The following is a 15,060-nucleotide window of genomic DNA, read 5'->3' as shown; positions in this document are numbered from 1 at the left end:
GATTGTTCACTATCAAGGATTGAACAGTGAAAATAAGGATTAAGCAGAGTAATATATTAGCGCAGATCTTGAGTTTGCTTTGTCTCCAAGATCCAATATCCTAATTAATATCGTGCTATAGTAGTCGTTATTTTCTTTTATATAAAAACGTAATAAACACGTACAGTTGAAAACGGGAACGTCCACCGATGCTAAAGATTTTTAATACTCTCACTCGCCAAAAAGAAGAATTTAAACCTATCCATGCAGGGAAAATAGGTATGTACGTGTGTGGCATCACTATTTATGACCTGTGTCATATTGGTCATGGACGTACATTTGTGGCTTTTGATGCCATAACCCGTTATCTGCGTTATTTAGGTTATGATGTTAATTATGTGCGTAACGTAACGGATGTGGATGATAAAATCATCAAACGTGCGATCGAGAATAATGAAACATGTGAGCAATTAACAACTCGTATGTTAGCTGAAATGCATAAAGATTTTGATGCATTAAATATTGCTCGTCCTGATTCAGAGCCTCGTGCGACACACCATATTGCTGAAATTATTGAATTAACGGAAACGTTAATCAAACGTGATCATGCTTATGTTGCTGAAAACGGTGACGTTATGTTTGCGATTGACACCGATCCTGATTATGGATTGCTTTCTCGTCAAGATTTAGAACAACTGCAAGCAGGCGCTCGTGTTGAAGTGGCTAACGTGAAACGTAATCCTATGGACTTCGTTTTATGGAAAATGTCTAAGCCGGGTGAACCAAGTTGGGAGTCTCCATGGGGAGCGGGTCGTCCTGGTTGGCATATTGAATGTTCTGCAATGAACGGTAAAGAGCTAGGATGCCATTTTGATATTCATGGTGGTGGTTCTGATTTAATGTTCCCACATCATGAAAATGAGATTGCTCAATCAACTTGTGCTCATGATGGCCCATATGTAAATTATTGGATGCATTCCGGTATGGTGATGGTAGACAAAGAAAAAATGTCTAAGTCACTTAATAACTTTTTCACCATTCGTGATGTATTAGCTTATTACGATGCTGAAACGGTGCGTTATTTCTTATTATCCGGCCATTATCGTAGCCAGCTTAACTACACAGAAGAAAATCTAAAACAAGCACGTACCGCTTTAGAGCGTCTCTATACGTCATTACGTGGTACTGATGCTAATGCACAACCTACTGGTGGCGAAGCGTTTGAAGCACTGTTTATAGAAGCAATGAATGATGACTTCAATACACCAGAAGCGTATTCAGTATTATTTGATTTAGCGCGAGAAGTAAATCGCTTAAAAAGCGTGGATATGAATAAAGCTAACGGTTTAGCTGCGGTGTTACGCAAATTAGCTAAAGTATTAGGTCTGTTAGAGCAAGATCCTGAAGCTTTTTTACAAAGTAGTGCTAAAGCAGACGATGCTGGTGAAGTTGAAAAAATTGAAGCTTTAATTCAACAACGTAATGATGCACGTAAAAATAAAGATTGGGCTGCTGCTGATGTTGCGCGTGATGCATTAACTGCGATGGGAATTGTTTTAGAAGATGGCCCTCAAGGAACAACTTGGCGTCGTAATAATTAATATAATTAACGAGTAATTACATATAACACGTGTTTTTATAAAAATATCGGATATTTATTATCCGATATTTTTTTTGCTATTTATTATTTAATTTATTGGCTAATAATACGGATTTCTCTTTCATTATCTTTTTGTTTATCTTTAAAATAATTTATGACATTCTCAGAAAAAAAGAGCCTATGAGTTAAGATAACTATAATAGAAAAAGCAACAAAACTAAATTCAGACATATTGGTTAATGACATCGAAACACTTAGTATAAAAAATAGCGAAATAGATAGACATACCCATGATATTTTTAAAAAAGAGTAAGCATTTTTACTGTTTCTTGCGAGTTTTATCCATGCAATAACTTGTATTATCATTGTGATAATCAGGCACAGCATAATAAATAGGCCCAGGAGTATCGTTTGACCACCGCCCATCGCCATTGCTAATAAATAAATGGGTGCCCCAGCAACCAAGATAAACAAACTTATACCTAAAAATAGTACTGAAATAACTTGGATCCATAAAAGCACTATGGGCCTTTCCATAATTTCTCCTAAAAACAAAATAAGTTTTTATTAGCTTTAGAATATCTTTATTAACTTTTATTAAAGTGAAGTTTATCGAATAAATAGAAAAAATAAAGTTTGATTTAATAATAAATAAATATTAATCAATTTAAGAGACTCTATTTTAGAGTTTCTATAAATATGATATTAATATATTTAATTGAAGCAGTGGTAACTCTACTTAATATTATTCGATATACCACTGGTATTATTACTTATAATTTTAGAGGGGTTAATTTTACTTCTGCCATCATTTTTGCCAATTGTTCGCGGTCATGAATACCAACATTGGTCTGACTTACTGCAAGAGCAGAAACGGCAGTTGCAAGACGTAATGTATGCTCGCTAGTTTGTCTCATCATCAGTCCATAAATTAGGCCGCCAACCATAGAATCACCGGCACCTACGGTGCTGACAACATCACATTTAGGCGGTGTTGCCATCCATGCGCCAGATGCATTTACCCACATTGCACCTTGCTCACCTAATGAAATCACAACGTGAGCAATACCTTGTTGGCGTAATGCTTGTGCGGCTTGTACAACATCAGATAGTTCAGGTAAAGGCCTGCCAGCCCAAATTTCTAATTCATGATGATTAGGTTTAACAAGCCAAGGAGAGGCTTTTAACCCTGCGACAAAAGCATCTCGGCTACTGTCAAAGATCAAACACATGCATTCACTGCGTAAACGAGTCATCCATGCGGTGAAATCATTAAGATCAACGCTAGAAGGCACACTACCACTGACACAGATCATATCAAATTGACCCGCCCAGCTTAGTGTGTCATTCACGAAACGAGCCCAATCTTGTTTTGTAATTTCAAAACCAGAAAAATTAAAATCAGTAACTTTGCCATTAGGCTCAGTAAGTTTCACATTAATGCGAGTACGGCCTTCAACCATTTGAAAACGGTTTGCAATACCTGAATCACTAAACTCTTTTTGAAACCCATCTTGATTTTCTTTACCTAAAAATCCGCCAACAGTGACATCAACGCCGAGGCTTTTTAAGACTTTAGCAACGTTAATACCTTTACCTGCAGCATGAAAACCTGCTGTTTTAACACGATTAACTTCACCAAGCTCAATAGGATTACTTAAACCAACAAGATCATAAGCAGGGTTAAGTGTGATGGTCGCAACTCTGCGTTTCATGCTAGTTCCTTACCTTAAATAAAAGAATAGGCATCATTTTTTGCTGTTGTTCAGCAATGATAGAGATACCTTGAGTGGGTAGGCCGAGCATAAAATCTCCTGTTAGATGAAAGGCAAAAAAGATCTAAATATCATAAAATAACAACTAAGATTGCATCACTGGGCTGAATCGTTTCAAATTATAACGTATAATTTAGTACAAACAATGTTCTTTTACCTAATGAAAGTAGAAATAAATTAGATCTAAATCACATTTTAGTGCATTTAAACATGAATAAATGAGTAAAAAGTGTCAGCAAAAAAGTTTGTTGCTGAAGTTTTACAGTAATGGTTGAAAAGTGTTATTTTTATATAAAATAATGACTTACACGGTCTTTTTTTATCTATTTATTGATGAAATGTATAATGTGCTGAACATCTAAGAGGGATTATACCAAGAGATATGTCTAAAAATAATGATTTTAATTTAATTAAATTAAACTAAATTTATTATTTTTATTTAAATTCAATTGGTTATGATTATCATCTTTTTTAAAAGATGATTAAAGAAGGAAAAGTAGAGGAAAAAAGAAGAAAAGTGTTTAAAAGAAAAAAAGCGCCACTTATTGTAGTAGCACTTTTTAATTTTAACTGATTTGCTGATTATTTGCTGACACTGACCGAGAACTCACCAAAGGTGACAACTTTCCCATCAACGATTTTACAACGTTTACGGGTTTCAACTACGCCATCGACGCTAACTAAGCCTTCAGCAATGACACTTTTAGCGGCAGCTCCGCTTTCAGTCCAACCTTGAAGTTTTAATAAATCACAAAGCTCGACATAGTCGTGCCCATCTAATTGAAATGTTTCCATTGACTAATTATTTCCTGTTTCAGGGTCGTGATACTCTTCACATGCTTGTAAAGTGTTTTGAATAAGTGTGGCGACTGTCATTGGACCGACACCACCAGGGACTGGCGAGATCCAACCTGCGCGTTGTGAAGCGACTTCAAATTCAACATCGCCAACCACTTTACCACTTTCAAGGCGGTTAATACCGACATCAATGACAATAGCACCAGGTTTAATCCATTCACCGGGGATAAAGTTAGGTTTACCTACCGCTACAACGACGAGATCAGCGTGTTCAACATGAAAACGCAAATCTTTAGTAAAACGATGAGTAACCGTTGTTGTACAGCCCGCAAGTAAGAGCTCTAGGCTCATTGGACGACCCACAATATTTGACGCACCAATAATAACTGCGTTTAAACCATTCATAGGGATATGACAACGTTCTAGTAGTGTGACAACACCGCGAGGTGTACAAGGGCGTAATTTGGGTGCACGTTGACATAGGCGACCGACATTGTATGGATGAAAACCATCCACATCTTTATCTGGACGAATACGTTCTAGTACTTTAACGTTATCAATTCCGGCAGGTAAGGGGAGTTGAACGAGAATACCATCAATGGTGTTATCTTCATTAAGCTGGTCGATAAGGTTTAATAAATCAGCTTCACTGGTAGTATCAGGTAAATCATAAGAGCGAGAAATAAAACCAACTTCATCACAAGCTCGGCGTTTACTTCCGACATAAATCTGTGATGCTGGGTTATCACCCACTAAAATAACAGCTAAACCAGGTGCACGTTTTCCTGCATTAATACGTTGTTTTACTTTTTCGGCAACTTCGCTTCTGATGGTCTGCGCAATCGATTTCCCATCTATAATTTTTGCTGACATCTATACATCCAAATTATTCAATTACGGTATTGCTCTATTTTGTCAGATCAAGAGCAATCTGTCAGTCGAATACTTGCCATATTTTAACCATATAGTTTGATATCGTTGAAAAATCGTTGACTCTCAGAATGTTGAACGTATAATTCACACCCGTTATCAGCAGTGATTGCTGACGTCTAATCTCTTCTAGGCGCCCTTAGCTCAGTTGGATAGAGCAACGGCCTTCTAAGCCGTAGGTCACAGGTTCGAATCCTGTAGGGCGTACCATTTAAAATCAACATCTTACGCTAATTTTAATCCAACTTGGTTTTTGCTTTGTGTCGTATTTGTGTCGTTATCATTAAAAACGTCATCAATTTTACGTGCGTGCTCTGTCAAATGGTTTGGCGCCAAATGAGCATACCTTCTTACCATTTCTATACTTTCCCAGCCCCCCATTTCTTGTAATGCTGTAAGTGGCACGCCAGATTGAATTAACCAACTTGCCCAAGTATGCCTTAAATCGTGGAAACGAAAGTTTTCGATACCAGCTCTTTTTAATCCAGATCTCCAACCGCTGTTATCATCAACTCTCATTTTCCTGATTTGAGGTGTCATTGTGCCGTCAGGGCGTTTTTTTGACTCCGTGTGAACAAAGACATATCTTGAATGCTTTCCTATCTGATCTCTTAAAACTTTACATGCGGTATCATTCAGAGCTATGCCAATTGCCTTACCACCTTTGGCATCCTCTGGATTTACCCATGCTACACGTCTTTGCATATCAACCTGTTGCCATTCTAAATTTATGATATTTGATCGTCTCAACCCCGTAGCTAGTGCAAATGTAACTATTGGCTTGATACTTTCTGGCATACACTGAATTAACCTGCTTGCTTCATCCTTAGTTAGCCAGCGTATGCGCTTACTTAATGGCTTGTTGGTTTTTATTGATGGGCAAGTCTCCATCCATCGCCAATCATTAGTTGCAGCCCTTAGTAGCGATCTGATAAAAGATAGATACTGACTTCTTGTGGATAAGCTAACTTGTTTAGGCGTATATCTTGGTGGCTCTACACCTTTTTTTATAGCCGCCTCTTTTCTTGCCTCCCATATTTGACGATGCTTTCTGTTTTCCATGCAAGAAACAGATTCGTATATTTCATCAGCAGTAATGCTTGATATTGCTCTTCCTGAGAACTTTGTTAAAAAATATTCTATTTTTGTTTTATCATCATCTAAGGTTTTTTTATTCTCCTTTTCTCTGATCCATCTAATACAGCACTCTTCAAATGTGCGCTGAGGGAGTTCATCTAATTGCTCATTCCTCCATGACTCAGCCCTTAATTTGTCATACAGCTCCTGCGCTTGCTTCTTGTCTTTTGTGCCAAGAGATTTTCTAATTCTCTTCCCTGACGGTGTAAAGAAATGACAGTGCCATATTCCGTTTCGTTGTTTGATTGACATAATCTACCTCCGTTTAGATTATCCTTGTTCGCATCATGAGTTTGCTCTGGGCTATTTATATAATCAAGCACAGCAGATCTGGTGGTTCTATAACCTCGGCCAACTTTTCTACCTTTCAACTCTCCTTTAGAAATAAGATAAGCAACTGTTCTAGGTGTTGTTTTTAACTCCTTGGCGGCTTCTGATGTTTTCAATATTTCATCTTTCACTCTTCTCTTCCTTTTGCAGATTTCTGATGTATTGGCACATAACATCTTTGGTGTTGTACTTTGTGTGATTTAGAGGCTTAAACTTCGGTGTGTATTTATCGAGGATCTGAGTGGTTAGTTTGTCGTTGGGTATTCCATGGCTTCTGAGTTCGATTAAGCACTCCTTTGCTATTTGTCGCCGCGCGTTTTCCATTGCCTGTGCATTCATAGCCTCCGCCTTTTATTTCTCATTATTACTCTGAGAGAATTAGGGCAATTTTCTATTTCAACGTTATAAATTGTATTTTTAATTTTAACTCTATGATTTATTCGAAAGCCCTTCTTGCTTTTATCGTGGATATTTAAAGCCGCGTTTATTGCCATCCTTTCTATATCACTAACATCACCATGAATTCTGATTTCCATAATTCACCTATATTAATTGAATACTTTCTTCCGCCTGATCGCCATATACATCCCAATCACCGTATTTCTCACGAGCGAATAATTCTATCCGTGGAACATCTCCATATAACTCCTCTAAACGATGATGTACCTCTTTGGGCTTTTCGCTGTGCTCGCCTAGGCATGAGTAAATAATTTGTCGAACACTGGCAGACTTTCTCTCTAATCCATTACCACGAGTGGCTATTAAACACATTTCGATATTTTGACGGGTATAATTACCGCAATTAATTTTCGTCTCATTGTTTAATGTTTCCATAAAGTCAAAGAAATCTTCTGGCGGTTTTTTATTTATTCTATCTCCTGCATTTTTATTTAATTTCACCCACGCGAACCCGAACATGTTTTTAACTTTAAAATCCCATGCTTCGGCTAATTTAATTGCTTCGAGTGCAAAGTTTCCGGTGTACCACATAAACAGTACGGCATTTTTAGAGGAGTGTTTTTCTATTGGTAATCGGGAGAGAGAATATAAGTCGGTGGTGTTGTAATGATTATCTGCTGCGCCATTTGAAACTTTGTTATTGTAAGACCAAGGTGGATCGCACAATATCAAGTCATACTTTTTCATTCTCCGCATCCTTCATCATTAAGAAAACTTCCATAGCGGCGCGTAGTGGGTTTTTATTGAGAGCCCTGATATATCCAACATAGTTGCCGTACTCATCTACAAACTCCGCTTTCCATCTATCAGTTATGGTTGGGGCGCGCAATGAAATTTTATTCTCAATAATAATCGGCATTGCGTCTTCTGGATTATGGCAATAGTCAGTTCGATAAAACGAATTAAACATATCTTTGTCTTTTAGTGATTCCTCGCCATATAATTTAATAAAAACATTTTTATTAATCTCGAAATCAGATAGTTCGGTGTATTTATTCACTTTCTAATATCTCCTCTATCATGAGTTTAATATTAACTAAGTCTTGCTTTGTTATTGATATATCCCACGATGGAGATTTTAAATTAAATTTATCCTTTATTGTCGGTTCAATTTCAAAACCTTCTTCCTCGTAGCCCTGTAAGTTCACACTGTATTTATCTTTCATTCCACACCTCTCCACAAATAACCTCAACATCCCCCACTGACATTAAATATTCAGCACGTTTATTGCATTCCGATTGCGTGTATAAATCATCAGATATTGGCACTGCATGATTGTTCATAATTAACAGTAGGACGAATGGCTTCATGTTTACTTTCTCTATATGCACATTTAAATATGTGAGCAATAACATCAACAGTCCAAGCGTTGCCATAGCATTTATATGACTGTGAATTCGAGACGATATTTTCACACCAACCATCGGGGAAAGTCTGCAACCGCGCGCATTCAGTAGGAGTTAATTTGCGATATTGTAGATTGCCTGTTGATACCTTTGGCTCTCTATGCCCACCTTGACACGTTGACAGTGTCGGGGCTTTTCCAGCATCGGAGTAAATGCGTTTTATCTGTTCGTTACCTCTAATGTCAGATGCATTAGCAACATGAATTAATCCGTCTTTGGATTGTTTAATATTTTCTCTTGGTTCACATGGTCTAAATACTATTTGCCGTCTGGATTTATTTAGATATTGATTTAAATTTGTTCCTTTCGAATAATTAGCATCAATACAATATGACTTTTCTCTATCAGTAATACTGTCATCATCAATAATATCTTTCAGCAAAATACCTTTATCTGCTGGCTGGCTAATCTCAAAATTAGCCCAATAATAACGTTGTCTATTTTGTGCTGATAATAACGAGCTATTAATTAGAGTTTTATTTACATAACCTAATGCACGCTCCGTATGCAATGTTATATATTCTTCAAATTCACGTTTCATCTTCACATTTTCGAGCATGAATTTAGCATCTGGATTATTTTCTAATACATGGCCCATTATTTCTAATGTCGTCCAGAATAATTTACCACGTTCATCTTTATCGCCTAATTGCTTACCTGCCAAACTCCACGACTGACATGGAAATCCCGCTGTAACTAAACCTACACTTGACCAATCAATATCCCACTCACGCCAATTATTAACGTCACCTAACTGAATATTATCTGGATAATGAAACTCAGATACTTTATTGGCGAATTTATCTATTTCAGCGATGTAATATTTATCAAATTTAATCCCAGCACGAGACAGCGCCAATCGCCCAGCGGATATACCGTTGAACAAACTTAAATATATCATTTTGATTTCCTATAGATGTGCAGAACCCTGTATTAGCATGAGTAATACATATCCGATTATTTGCATGGTTATTTAATTTTATATGTGTGAGCTACTTTGAATTTAGAATTTAAGTTATTAGCTCTTTTTTCTGCATCTACAATTGAAATGAATCCTTTTTCAATCATATTTCCATTTAATAAAATAACTGGTTTACCGTTAATTAGTTCGGCTCTGTATTTTTCATTCATTTTTTATTTTCACTCCGTTACTGATTAGTATTTTCTCTACTTCTGAAATTGCATCATTGAAACCATCTATGAAATAATCATCCAATATAACGTCACCTAAATCTGGTAATTCAACCTCCAAACTCTCGCGTGATGCTTGCCATATATCAAACGGAGAAATATCGTATAAATCCTTTCCGTCAGACCATTCCTCAAACTGCTGTCTTGATTTGTTCATTGTCATCAACCTGCTTTTTCAATTTATTTAATTCATACGAATAACTATGAAGTAACATTCGGTTTGTTCTAATCGCGGCTTTGACGCTTTCTTCAGTGGTGTTTATTAATGATATTATTTCAGAGCCGTGAACTTCTTCCATTTTCGCTAGCAGACAATGAAACTCAGCTGCTAAATCTGGTATTGATTTATCCATCACTCCACCTTATCCCTCTGTCTTCACATACCAATCAACAAGATTATCAATTGCAGTATTGATATATTCTGATTGTTCTTTTTCGGTTAATTTACCCCATTCGTCCTCAGTAATACCCAGACCACACTCAGAGTCAGAACCAACCTTGTTTGTCCTTGCAACTAAAACCATCTGCTTACTCATATTCATTCCTCTTCATTGCATCCCTGCGAGTCAGTTACTATTTTTAGACTTTATGCTTAATGTTTCTATTTCCTCTTCGTAAGCAAGAGCCTGACAAGCCAACTCTTCAAAATGCGGATATTCTGAATAATCGCTATCAGCATATAGAATCCAATCACATTTAGTACATTCAACACCGCATCGTCCATCTGTCTGGTTTGCATTTTTAATCACACGTTTGGTTAATTTCCCGTGATTATTAATTTTAAATATTACTGTCGCATCTATATCAGCCCATGCATTTACAACTGAGCCACATTCGGGGCAATTAAATTTATTAGCCATATATCTATCTCCTGTTTGCATCCTTGCACTGAGTTCTAATTCCAATTAGATATTTCTTCTTCGATTAAGTCGTCTATTTCGTCATTAGTGGCTTCTTCGTTGAGGAATAAACGAGCTTCGGTCATATATTTTTCTCGGTTCTCGTCAAAGAACTTTGAAAATTCAGACGACCATCCGTGGCGCTCTCCATCAAAATCAAATTTAGCATTATTAAAAGCCATATCTTCAATCATTCCATCGGCAGTAGTGACGCCAGATTCGCGACAAAATCCCTTTAAATCGCGCTTTCTGAAATAGGGTGAAACCTTTGAATCGCAAACATCTTTAAATCGTAGTTTCCAGCGACGAATGCAGCGCCCGTGTAGAGTTTTCATGGTTATATCCTTTGGTTAAACGGGTAGGGGCTAGAAGGGTATAGGATCATCCCAATCTTGAGGGGGTTCATTTTGTGGCGCTTGCGGTTGATGTGCTGATTGCTGTGGCTTCTGGCTTCCTGCCTTATTTCCACTGTTACCGCCAAAATCTAATTGGTTAACGATAATTACTGGTGCTGATTTTTTCTCACCACTCTGGCTTGTCCATTCTTCCATGACGAATTCACCAGTAACTGTAACCTTTATTCCCTTGGTTAGATGCGGAGGTAGCTTTTCAGCTTTAGAGCCAAACATCTTACAGATAACCCAAGATACTTTTTCGTGTTCTCCGTAACCTTGTTTCACTGGCAAACTAAAAGATGCAACCGCTTTACCATTTGGTGTCCATCGTTGTTCGCAATCTTTACCTAAGTTTCCACTTGCCGTTATTGTGTTAATTGCCATATGCACTCCATTGATTGCCAAACTGAATGCCTAACTTGTTTAATCCATGATCCATTGCTTCGATAAACTCAGGCACTAATTCGTCGAATTCTTTCATCATTTTTTCGTCACGCTCAACAGGGAAATATGCTATTTCTTTTCCTGCCGGCATTCGTGGGTCAAAATTTGCAAAATGCCAGATATCCTTACCTGTAACCCACATGGAATATTGAACTTGAGCCACATATTCCTTTTTCATTGCATCGATTCCGTTCAATGCTAAGTCAATAAATACGTCCGTGTTGTTCGGGCATTTAAGCTCTAATCCTGAGCCATCACTGCAAATGCCGTCTGGTGAGCAAGCTATCCGTAGTTGATCATCTTTGAATATTATTGGCACTTCCTTTGCCGTTAATCCGGTGTAAAACTCGAATGTCATCCTTGCTTCTAATTCGTAGTTTTTACCCCATTCCAGCGTCCTTGCTGATACCTCCTTGTAAATTCCCGTGCAGACTTCACCAATAAGGGTGTTTAAATATGTTTTCTTTGTGTCTGTCCATTTTGTTCCTGATCTTGGCTTAGAGATAACTTTCCATGCCTCAGAGGCAGTTACTACGCCAAGCCTGATAGACATCCATTCTTCGCTTCCTTGCTCTATCTTGGTTAAATCGATGCCTGTTTTGCTTAGAATAATGTCATTACTAATCATTTTCCTTCTGCCTTTTTCCTTAGCATGTCGATAATGGTATTGGCTTCAAATGCGGTTAATTGCTCTGGATGGGATATCTGATGGTTGAATTTTTTACTAATGAATGCGAAAAATGCGTCACTCCACTCGCCATTAACTTTAAGCATCAAATCCGTGATAGCCTTTAATTGATCCTCACTTGCTGGCGTTATGTCCTTTGGTTCTTGTTGCTCGCTTCCAAAATCAATACCTTCTCCAGCCTCAGTGTTAACATAGTCAATAGCCTTATCTAGACGTTCTCTGCGTGGCCAGTATTTAGCCGCCTGCTTCACTACTGTTTTTAGAATCATCTGTTCTTCATCAGTTACCCAAGGGCAGGATTTTTTCCTTGCTATCCAAGCTTTCCATGCTGATGAACGGTCACGGATTGCGTATATATCAGCAATAGCCATGGTATGAGTTAGATAGTCTCCATCTTCTGTTTTTACTACTGTGTAAGCGCCAACAATCTCACCCCTCTGCTCTTGAGTGGCAAAGGCGTTGTATTCGTGGCGAGGTGCGGTATCTATTGATGTGAGTTGGAAATTATCATTTTGTCGAACAATGCTTGATTGACACCACTTAATAGCCTGTGATTGTTGAGCAATATGCATCAAGCCCATGTAACTGATATCGAGACATACTTTCTTGTCTCTAGGAACTAGGTAAGCCAACTTTTGCGCTGGGTTTAAACTAATTCCGATAGCTGATACATTCATGATCGCACTACGAACTGAAACAAGATTATTAACTGCAACATTTGCCAGATAATCATTGTTCGCGAATATTTGCATGGCAAATTCGGATTCCCTTTTGAATGCAATGCTTGGCTCGCTACACACTTGTTCGAACTCATTTTTAAGAGGATTTACAACCTCATATATTTTTTGAACTGCATTTGTCACGACATCCTCCTGCGTTCTTGATAGTTCTTTAACTCCTTGTAAAGACTATCAATAGTCATATCGAAAACGCTGTCACTCCATTGACTGGTAATGTCTTTTGGTAATCCATCAACCACATTAAATGCGACATTGCTTAACTCAGCGTCCTTTGCATCAATCCATGATGCTTCTTCTTGTTTGCGTTCTTCCCTTGCGTCAAGTTCATGGTAAGGATTCATCACGCCTCCTTAATAAACAACACCCAATGCGTTTTATCGTTCTTGCCGACACGCTGTACTATTGTTGGTTTTTGGTCTGTTAGTGCTAAAATTTGTTTTGTTGGAATTTGAGTTTCATTCCATTTGAACAGTAACGTCCCACCAGGCCTAAGCACTCTAAATGCTTCACTAAATCCTTTTGATAAATCGTCTTTCCATGACTCTTTATTTAATCGTCCGTACTTTTTAAACATCCATCCGTTGTGGCCAACTCTTATTAAATGAGGCGGGTCGAATATAACTTGATAAAAGGAACCGTCAGGGAAGGGGAGGTTTTTAAAATCAGCGATAATGCTTGGAGTGATATTTAGCTTCCTGCCATCACATAAAATATGCTTCTCTGTGCGGATGTCGCTGTAAATTGCTCGGTTATCTTCCTTGTCAAACCAGAACATGCGACTACCACAGCACATATCTAGAACCTGAGTCACGCAACCCTCCTTAGCTTAGAAACTCGCAATATCCTGTTAATAAAGTCTTCCTTGCCTATCGCATTGATAATCCGTTCAAGCGATTCGTCGTCACAATCGAGTACATATTCCATTGCCTCAATTGAGTCGATTTCAGTTAATTTAGCCAGCTCAGCGAAACTTCCTGTCTCAATACTGAGTTTGCTACTTTCGTCAAATTCCATGACTGTTTTGCCGTCTACTACCCGAGTTCCGTTCGAGTAGCTGAAGGATATTTTTTTCATAAACCCTCCTGATAGCTTTCTTTGAGTAATTCCATTGCTAACCACCAGATATCCTCACATTTCTGGCGAATAGCTACCTGCGCCTGAGCTTGCGCCAGACGGAAAATATCTTGGTTAATTTTCATAATTTACCTTGCGATAATTAGACTTAATGAAATGACTGCGAATAGAAGTAGGGCGCTGAATATAGTGTCTATGTTCATGCGAAATTCTCACTATTGAGATAGCGATTGTTATTTGGTTTCTCTGGTGTTGGTGCGGTGGGTTAGTAGTGAATTTTCACGTTTGATACTAGGTTTTTAGCGATAGCGATAATGCAATTCTTGGCGCACTCTTCTGGAATGCCAGCATCAATTAAATCTTGCATGGCTTTATTGTTAACTGTTTTCTGATATTCCTTATCAGCCTGACGTTTAGCCTCTTCCTGACTCTTACGTTCTTCTTCTGCTAATCGCGCTTGTTCTGCTTCCTGTGCTTTCTTACGCTCAGCTTCGATAGCTAATTGCTTCTCGCGTTCTGCTCGTTCCAGTGCTTCTTTAGCATCACGTTCAGCCTTTTCCTTAGCTTCTTTTGCCACTTGCTCTGCACGTTGAATAGCTTCTTGCTTTTCACGCTCTGCACGTTCGGCGGCTTCTTTTGCTTCACGCTCACGCTTAGCTGATGCTTCAATTTCTTGCTGTGCTTTACGTTCAGCTTCGATTCTCGCCTGTTCCGCAGCTTGTCGCTTCATTTCTTCTTCACGAGCAATGCGCTGGCGTTCTTCTTCAGCTTTGCGTAAATCAAACAGCTCGTTCATTTGCAGAGCTTCTTCATGATCAACTTCGATTTGCTTCTTAAGCGCTTCGGCTTCTTCGCGAGCTTTTTCTTGTGCTTCCCACTCTGTTAGTGGCTTGCGAATATCTGTGCTTAATGCATCTAGTTCGTCACGAAATATCTTACGGCTAGCATCAACTTTTTTAGGTAGCTCTTTTAACTTATCGACAACCGCTTTACCTTCCTTGTCGATATACGTTTTTGTTTGAGCAACTTTGTACGCCAGAGATGCAAAAGCCTTTCGGTTTTTAGCTACTGAGAAATCACTGTCGAGTTCTTTTCGTTCTTCTTCTGCAAGAGATTTAATGTGCTCTAGCATCTGATTTACTTTTTCTGGTGCTGTAAACAAATCCAGCGCCGTTGCTTGTTCAATTACGACTAATTCATTTGCCATTTCCTAT

25 protein-coding genes and 1 tRNA gene are annotated in these 15,060 nt (G+C 38.2%); 2 read left to right on the top strand and 24 right to left on the bottom strand.

Features of this window, described 5'->3' with window-relative positions; genetic code table 11:
* Positions 1-188: 188 nt before the first annotated feature.
* Positions 189-1,580: a cysteine--tRNA ligase gene (gene cysS / locus GTH24_RS15610; RefSeq protein ID WP_072070113.1), complete on the top strand. Its 1,392-nt coding sequence runs from the start codon at positions 189-191 to the stop codon at positions 1,578-1,580.
* Positions 1,581-1,672: 92 nt separating this feature from the next.
* Here cysS and GTH24_RS15605 read toward each other — a convergent pair whose 3' ends face one another.
* The 4 genes from GTH24_RS15605 to folD form a co-directional block, all read right to left on the bottom strand.
* Positions 1,673-2,116, bottom strand: a complete 444-nt coding sequence (locus tag GTH24_RS15605; RefSeq protein WP_072070112.1) for a hypothetical protein — start codon at positions 2,114-2,116, stop codon at positions 1,673-1,675.
* Positions 2,117-2,352: 236 nt separating this feature from the next.
* A complete protein-coding gene (gene fruK, locus GTH24_RS15600) occupies positions 2,353-3,294 on the bottom strand; it encodes a 1-phosphofructokinase (RefSeq protein WP_072070111.1) in 942 nt (313 codons plus the stop codon).
* A 642-nt stretch (positions 3,295-3,936) separates the two neighbouring features.
* The gene (ybcJ, locus tag GTH24_RS15595) at positions 3,937-4,149 is read right to left on the bottom strand and encodes a ribosome-associated protein YbcJ (protein ID WP_072070110.1); all 213 of its coding nucleotides are present in this window, start codon (positions 4,147-4,149) and stop codon (positions 3,937-3,939) included.
* Positions 4,150-4,152: 3 nt separating this feature from the next.
* Positions 4,153-5,025: a bifunctional methylenetetrahydrofolate dehydrogenase/methenyltetrahydrofolate cyclohydrolase FolD gene (gene folD, locus GTH24_RS15590; protein ID WP_072070109.1), complete on the bottom strand. Its 873-nt coding sequence runs from the start codon at positions 5,023-5,025 to the stop codon at positions 4,153-4,155.
* A gap of 190 nt (positions 5,026-5,215) precedes the next feature.
* On the opposite strand from folD, the gene GTH24_RS15585 reads away from it, so the two are divergent.
* A tRNA-Arg gene (locus GTH24_RS15585) sits at positions 5,216-5,292 on the top strand.
* A gap of 15 nt (positions 5,293-5,307) precedes the next feature.
* Here the strand turns inward: GTH24_RS15585 and GTH24_RS15580 are convergent.
* From GTH24_RS15580 to GTH24_RS15490, 20 genes are all read right to left on the bottom strand, one after another.
* Entirely contained in the window at positions 5,308-6,465 is a 1,158-nt protein-coding gene (locus GTH24_RS15580; RefSeq protein ID WP_241254095.1) for a tyrosine-type recombinase/integrase, read from the bottom strand.
* Positions 6,348-6,680: a helix-turn-helix domain-containing protein gene (locus tag GTH24_RS22230; RefSeq protein WP_164526671.1), complete on the bottom strand. Its 333-nt coding sequence runs from the start codon at positions 6,678-6,680 to the stop codon at positions 6,348-6,350. Before GTH24_RS22230 ends, GTH24_RS15580 begins: the two co-directional genes overlap by 118 nt.
* Positions 6,681-7,092: 412 nt before the next feature.
* A complete protein-coding gene (locus tag GTH24_RS15570) occupies positions 7,093-7,695 on the bottom strand; it encodes an MT-A70 family methyltransferase (RefSeq protein ID WP_164526232.1) in 603 nt (200 codons plus the stop codon).
* On the bottom strand, positions 7,682-8,008 hold the full coding sequence (locus GTH24_RS15565) for a phage protein NinX family protein (RefSeq protein ID WP_164526233.1): 327 nt from the start codon (positions 8,006-8,008) through the stop codon (positions 7,682-7,684). The genes GTH24_RS15570 and GTH24_RS15565 overlap by 14 nt, the downstream gene beginning before the upstream one ends.
* Positions 8,001-8,174, bottom strand: coding sequence for a hypothetical protein (locus GTH24_RS15560; protein ID WP_164484702.1), 174 nt, complete (start codon positions 8,172-8,174; stop codon positions 8,001-8,003). The genes GTH24_RS15565 and GTH24_RS15560 overlap by 8 nt, the downstream gene beginning before the upstream one ends.
* 89 nt (positions 8,175-8,263) lie before the next feature.
* The gene (dcm, locus tag GTH24_RS15555) at positions 8,264-9,316 is read right to left on the bottom strand and encodes a DNA (cytosine-5-)-methyltransferase (protein WP_164526234.1); all 1,053 of its coding nucleotides are present in this window, start codon (positions 9,314-9,316) and stop codon (positions 8,264-8,266) included.
* 68 nt (positions 9,317-9,384) lie between these two features.
* Positions 9,385-9,546, bottom strand: coding sequence for a hypothetical protein (locus GTH24_RS15550; RefSeq protein ID WP_164526435.1), 162 nt, complete (start codon positions 9,544-9,546; stop codon positions 9,385-9,387).
* On the bottom strand, positions 9,539-9,763 hold the full coding sequence (locus GTH24_RS15545) for a hypothetical protein (RefSeq protein WP_164526434.1): 225 nt from the start codon (positions 9,761-9,763) through the stop codon (positions 9,539-9,541). Before GTH24_RS15545 ends, GTH24_RS15550 begins: the two co-directional genes overlap by 8 nt.
* Positions 9,738-9,959 (bottom strand): hypothetical protein, encoded by a 222-nt coding sequence (locus GTH24_RS15540; protein ID WP_164526433.1) that lies wholly within the window; start codon positions 9,957-9,959, stop codon positions 9,738-9,740. The genes GTH24_RS15545 and GTH24_RS15540 overlap by 26 nt, the downstream gene beginning before the upstream one ends.
* A gap of 9 nt (positions 9,960-9,968) precedes the next feature.
* Positions 9,969-10,142, bottom strand: coding sequence for a DUF7167 family protein (locus tag GTH24_RS15535; RefSeq protein ID WP_241253983.1), 174 nt, complete (start codon positions 10,140-10,142; stop codon positions 9,969-9,971).
* Positions 10,143-10,172: 30 nt separating this feature from the next.
* Positions 10,173-10,466 (bottom strand): hypothetical protein, encoded by a 294-nt coding sequence (locus tag GTH24_RS15530; RefSeq protein ID WP_164526669.1) that lies wholly within the window; start codon positions 10,464-10,466, stop codon positions 10,173-10,175.
* A gap of 35 nt (positions 10,467-10,501) precedes the next feature.
* Positions 10,502-10,840 carry a hypothetical protein gene (locus tag GTH24_RS15525; protein ID WP_164526668.1) on the bottom strand — a complete coding sequence of 113 codons (339 nt, stop codon included), beginning with the start codon at positions 10,838-10,840 and terminating at the stop codon, positions 10,502-10,504.
* Positions 10,841-10,870: 30 nt separating this feature from the next.
* Positions 10,871-11,284, bottom strand: a complete 414-nt coding sequence (locus tag GTH24_RS15520) for a single-stranded DNA-binding protein (protein ID WP_164526238.1) — start codon at positions 11,282-11,284, stop codon at positions 10,871-10,873.
* Positions 11,274-11,972 carry a lambda exonuclease family protein gene (locus GTH24_RS15515; RefSeq protein ID WP_164526239.1) on the bottom strand — a complete coding sequence of 233 codons (699 nt, stop codon included), beginning with the start codon at positions 11,970-11,972 and terminating at the stop codon, positions 11,274-11,276. Before GTH24_RS15515 ends, GTH24_RS15520 begins: the two co-directional genes overlap by 11 nt.
* Complete coding sequence (locus tag GTH24_RS15510) at positions 11,969-12,895, bottom strand: recombinase RecT (protein WP_164526667.1); 927 nt, start codon at positions 12,893-12,895, stop codon at positions 11,969-11,971. Before GTH24_RS15510 ends, GTH24_RS15515 begins: the two co-directional genes overlap by 4 nt.
* Positions 12,892-13,113, bottom strand: a complete 222-nt coding sequence (locus GTH24_RS15505; protein ID WP_164526666.1) for a hypothetical protein — start codon at positions 13,111-13,113, stop codon at positions 12,892-12,894. Before GTH24_RS15505 ends, GTH24_RS15510 begins: the two co-directional genes overlap by 4 nt.
* Entirely contained in the window at positions 13,113-13,547 is a 435-nt protein-coding gene (locus tag GTH24_RS15500; protein ID WP_241254094.1) for a class I SAM-dependent methyltransferase, read from the bottom strand. The genes GTH24_RS15505 and GTH24_RS15500 overlap by 1 nt, the downstream gene beginning before the upstream one ends.
* A 32-nt stretch (positions 13,548-13,579) precedes the next feature.
* Positions 13,580-13,846 (bottom strand): hypothetical protein, encoded by a 267-nt coding sequence (locus GTH24_RS15495; protein ID WP_164526665.1) that lies wholly within the window; start codon positions 13,844-13,846, stop codon positions 13,580-13,582.
* Positions 13,843-13,971, bottom strand: coding sequence for a hypothetical protein (locus GTH24_RS22335; protein WP_258868684.1), 129 nt, complete (start codon positions 13,969-13,971; stop codon positions 13,843-13,845). The genes GTH24_RS15495 and GTH24_RS22335 overlap by 4 nt, the downstream gene beginning before the upstream one ends.
* Before the next feature lie 140 nt (positions 13,972-14,111).
* Positions 14,112-15,053, bottom strand: coding sequence for a cell envelope biogenesis protein TolA (locus GTH24_RS15490; RefSeq protein ID WP_164526664.1), 942 nt, complete (start codon positions 15,051-15,053; stop codon positions 14,112-14,114).
* Positions 15,054-15,060: the final 7 nt, after the last annotated feature.

It is taken from the genome of Proteus vulgaris (assembly GCF_011045815.1).
Lineage (GTDB): Bacteria > Pseudomonadota > Gammaproteobacteria > Enterobacterales > Enterobacteriaceae > Proteus > Proteus vulgaris_B.
This window is presented reverse-complemented; position numbering and strand designations above follow the sequence as displayed.

Coding starts and splice junctions, on each gene's coding strand:
- GTH24_RS15545 (WP_164526434.1), bottom strand. CDS start 9,763: ATGAACAAATCAAGACAGCAGTTTGAGGAATGGTCTGACGGAAAGGAT.
- GTH24_RS15560 (WP_164484702.1), bottom strand. CDS start 8,174: ATGAAAGATAAATACAGTGTGAACTTACAGGGCTACGAGGAAGAAGGT.
- GTH24_RS15550 (WP_164526435.1), bottom strand. CDS start 9,546: ATGAATGAAAAATACAGAGCCGAACTAATTAACGGTAAACCAGTTATT.
- GTH24_RS15505 (WP_164526666.1), bottom strand. CDS start 13,113: ATGAATCCTTACCATGAACTTGACGCAAGGGAAGAACGCAAACAAGAA.
- cysS (WP_072070113.1), top strand. CDS start 189: ATGCTAAAGATTTTTAATACTCTCACTCGCCAAAAAGAAGAATTTAAA.
- GTH24_RS15515 (WP_164526239.1), bottom strand. CDS start 11,972: ATGATTAGTAATGACATTATTCTAAGCAAAACAGGCATCGATTTAACC.
- GTH24_RS15535 (WP_241253983.1), bottom strand. CDS start 10,142: ATGAGTAAGCAGATGGTTTTAGTTGCAAGGACAAACAAGGTTGGTTCT.
- GTH24_RS15570 (WP_164526232.1), bottom strand. CDS start 7,695: ATGAAAAAGTATGACTTGATATTGTGCGATCCACCTTGGTCTTACAAT.
- ybcJ (WP_072070110.1), bottom strand. CDS start 4,149: ATGGAAACATTTCAATTAGATGGGCACGACTATGTCGAGCTTTGTGAT.
- GTH24_RS15500 (WP_241254094.1), bottom strand. CDS start 13,547: ATGTTCTGGTTTGACAAGGAAGATAACCGAGCAATTTACAGCGACATC.
- fruK (WP_072070111.1), bottom strand. CDS start 3,294: ATGAAACGCAGAGTTGCGACCATCACACTTAACCCTGCTTATGATCTT.
- GTH24_RS15525 (WP_164526668.1), bottom strand. CDS start 10,840: ATGAAAACTCTACACGGGCGCTGCATTCGTCGCTGGAAACTACGATTT.
- GTH24_RS15495 (WP_164526665.1), bottom strand. CDS start 13,846: ATGAAAAAAATATCCTTCAGCTACTCGAACGGAACTCGGGTAGTAGAC.
- GTH24_RS15540 (WP_164526433.1), bottom strand. CDS start 9,959: ATGGATAAATCAATACCAGATTTAGCAGCTGAGTTTCATTGTCTGCTA.
- folD (WP_072070109.1), bottom strand. CDS start 5,025: ATGTCAGCAAAAATTATAGATGGGAAATCGATTGCGCAGACCATCAGA.
- GTH24_RS15520 (WP_164526238.1), bottom strand. CDS start 11,284: ATGGCAATTAACACAATAACGGCAAGTGGAAACTTAGGTAAAGATTGC.
- dcm (WP_164526234.1), bottom strand. CDS start 9,316: ATGATATATTTAAGTTTGTTCAACGGTATATCCGCTGGGCGATTGGCG.
- GTH24_RS15530 (WP_164526669.1), bottom strand. CDS start 10,466: ATGGCTAATAAATTTAATTGCCCCGAATGTGGCTCAGTTGTAAATGCA.
- GTH24_RS22335 (WP_258868684.1), bottom strand. CDS start 13,971: ATGAAAATTAACCAAGATATTTTCCGTCTGGCGCAAGCTCAGGCGCAG.
- GTH24_RS15605 (WP_072070112.1), bottom strand. CDS start 2,116: ATGGAAAGGCCCATAGTGCTTTTATGGATCCAAGTTATTTCAGTACTA.
- GTH24_RS15490 (WP_164526664.1), bottom strand. CDS start 15,053: ATGGCAAATGAATTAGTCGTAATTGAACAAGCAACGGCGCTGGATTTG.